We start from the raw sequence: 2,508 nt of genomic DNA on the forward strand, positions 1-2,508 counted from the left end.
GCCATCGGCCGCAGATCGGGGAACGGCCCGCGGGCGTCGCACATGTATTCATAGACTGGCATCGTCGTTTTCCCTTGCGCTGACGATTCTGTCCGCCCCCCGCGAGGGAGCGGGGCGGAAATACGCCCCGTCCCGCCCCCCGTCGCGCAGGGAGATCTAGGCCGTCATTGCGAGGAGCACCCGGACCGACGCTTCGCGTCGTCCGAGTACAGGCTCCGCGACGAAGCAATCCAGCTCAGTTCACGGTGCTGGATTGCTTCGCTTCGCTCGCAATGACGACGTTCTCGTTACTTATCCGGCGAGATCGGCATGTCGATGCCGCCCTTGATGGCCTTCACCGGGCCGGCCGACGACGGCATCATGTCGAAGTCGAAGATCTCGGTCGGCAGCCAAAGCGTGGCGCAGGCGTTGGGGACGTCGACGACGCCGGAGATGTGGCCCTGCACCGGCGCGGTGCCGAGGATCGAATAGGCCTGGGCGCCCGAGTAGCCGAACTTCTTCAGATACTCGATGGCGTTGAGGCAGGCCTGGCGATAAGCGACGGTGACGTCGAGATAGTGCTGCTGGCCCTGCTCGTCGACCGAGATGCCCTCGAAGATCAGGTAGTCCTTGTAGTTCGGCGTCACCGGCGACGGCTTGAAGATCGGGTTCTTGATGCCGTATTTCGACACGCCGTCCTTGATGATATCGACCTTGATGTGCAGCCAGCCGGCCATCTCGATGGCGCCGCAGAAGGTGATTTCGCCGTCGCCCTGGCTGAAGTGCAGGTCGCCCATCGACAGGCCGCCGCCCGGCACGTAGACCGGGAAGTAGATCTTCGAGCCGCGCGACAGGTCCTTGATGTCGCAGTTGCCGCCGTGTTCGCGCGGCGGCACGGTGCGGGCACCCTCGGCGCCGGCCTTGGCCTTGGCGTCACCCTTGAGCTTGCCCATGTGGGCGGTCGGGCCGAACGGCGGATTGGCGAGGCCCGGCACGCGCGTCGGGTTGGTGGCGATCAGCGCGGTCTCACGCTCGTTCCAGGTCGACAGCAGCTTCGGATCGGGCAGACAGCCGATCAGGCCGGGGTGGATCAGTCCGGCGAAGTTCACGCCCGGGATGTGGCGCGACGAGGTATACATGCCCTTGAAGTCCCAGATCGACTTCTGCGCCAGCGGGAAGTGATCGGTGAGGAAGCCGCCGCCGTTCTGCTTGGAGAAGAAGCCGTTGAAGCCCCAAAGGCTCTCCTTCATCGGGCCGACGTCGAGCAGGTCGACGACGAGAAGGTCACCCGGCTCGGCGCCCTTGACGCCGATCGGGCCGGACAGGAAGTGCACGATCGACAGGTCGATGTCACGGACGTCGTCGGCGCTGTCGTTGTTCTTGATGAAGCCGCCGGTCCAATCGTAAGTCTCGACGATGAAGTCGTCGCCGGGATTGACCCACGCCGCCATCGGAATGTCCGGGTGCCAGCGGTTGTGGACCATCTCGTTGTCGTAGGCGGACTGCGTGAGATCGACCTTGATCAGTGTCTCTGGCATCGGTAGCTCCCCTTGTGGATCAGTGGACTTAGTTGGACTTACACGGACAGATATTTGGCGACTTGCGCCTCATCGACGCTGTCGCGCGCCTCATCGCGGACGATCTCGCCGTTCTCGATCACCAGCACCCGGTCGGCGACGTCGAGCGCGAAGCTCAGTACCTGTTCGGAGACGATGATCGACAGGCCCTTGGTGTCGCGGATTCGCTTGAGGGTCCGCGCCATGTCCTTGATGATCGACGGCTGGATGCCCTCGGTCGGCTCGTCGAGCAGCAGAACCTTCGGCTTGGTGGCCAGCGCACGGGCGATCGCCAGTTGCTGCTGCTGACCGCCGGACAGATTACCACCGCGGCGGCCCTTCATCTCGAGCAGCACCGGGAACAGCTCGTAGAGATCTCCCGGCACGTTCTTCTCACCGGACACCACGAGGCCGGTCTCGATGTTCTCCTTCACCGTCATGGTCGAGAAGATCATGCGGCCCTGCGGCACGTAGGCGAGCCCCTTGGCGACGCGCTCGTAGCTCTTCAGCCCGCCGAGCTCGGTGCCCTCCATGGCGATCGACCCGCTACGCTGCGGGACGATGCCCATCAGCGACTTCATCAGCGTGGTTTTGCCCATGCCGTTGCGGCCCATGATGGCAACGATCTCGTTGGGCGCGACATTGATGTTGAGGCCGTGCAGCACCTCGCTCTGGCCGTAGGCGACGTGCAGATCGTTGATTGCGAACATCGGGGTCTCCTCTAGCCGTGACGATGAGCTCCCTGTCCCCGCTTGCGGGGAGAGGGCTGGGGTGAGGGGGCGCCTCCGCGAGTCGGAGAGGCTCGGCCGCGGTGAGGCGCCCCCTCACCCGCCGCGCTGGCGCGCGTCGACCTCTCCCCGCGCGCGGGGAGAGGTGAAGCTGCGATCGGGGCGGACACCATCATGCTCAATGTCCCAGATAGACTTCGACGACCTTGGGGTCGTTCTTCACCGCCTCCATGGTGCCTTCGGAG

General features: G+C 64.6%; 3 protein-coding genes. All 3 read right to left on the reverse strand.

Annotation, left to right across the window (positions count from 1 at the left end; translation table 11 throughout):
* Nucleotides 1-287: 287 nt before the first annotated feature.
* Nucleotides 288-1,517 (reverse strand): formamidase, encoded by a 1,230-nt coding sequence (fmdA, locus tag I5M_RS22590; protein ID WP_022723482.1) that lies wholly within the window; start codon nt 1,515-1,517, stop codon nt 288-290.
* A 38-nt stretch (nt 1,518-1,555) separates the two neighbouring features.
* On the reverse strand, nt 1,556-2,245 hold the full coding sequence (urtE, locus tag I5M_RS22595) for an urea ABC transporter ATP-binding subunit UrtE (RefSeq protein WP_022723483.1): 690 nt from the start codon (nt 2,243-2,245) through the stop codon (nt 1,556-1,558).
* 196 nt (nt 2,246-2,441) lie between these two features.
* A partial coding sequence (locus I5M_RS34280) for a hypothetical protein (protein WP_148287942.1) occupies nt 2,442-2,508 on the reverse strand: 67 nt, incomplete at its 5' end.

Origin of the sequence: Rhodopseudomonas sp. B29, from assembly GCF_000333455.1 — a bacterium.
In the GTDB taxonomy this organism is placed as follows: Bacteria; Pseudomonadota; Alphaproteobacteria; order Rhizobiales; family Xanthobacteraceae; genus Rhodopseudomonas.

What these genes read in the sequence shown, in the direction of transcription:
- fmdA (WP_022723482.1), bottom strand. Translation starts at nt 1,517, where the DNA reads ATGCCAGAGACACTGATCAAGGTCGATCTCACGCAGTCCGCCTACGAC.
- urtE (WP_022723483.1), bottom strand. Translation starts at nt 2,245, where the DNA reads ATGTTCGCAATCAACGATCTGCACGTCGCCTACGGCCAGAGCGAGGTG.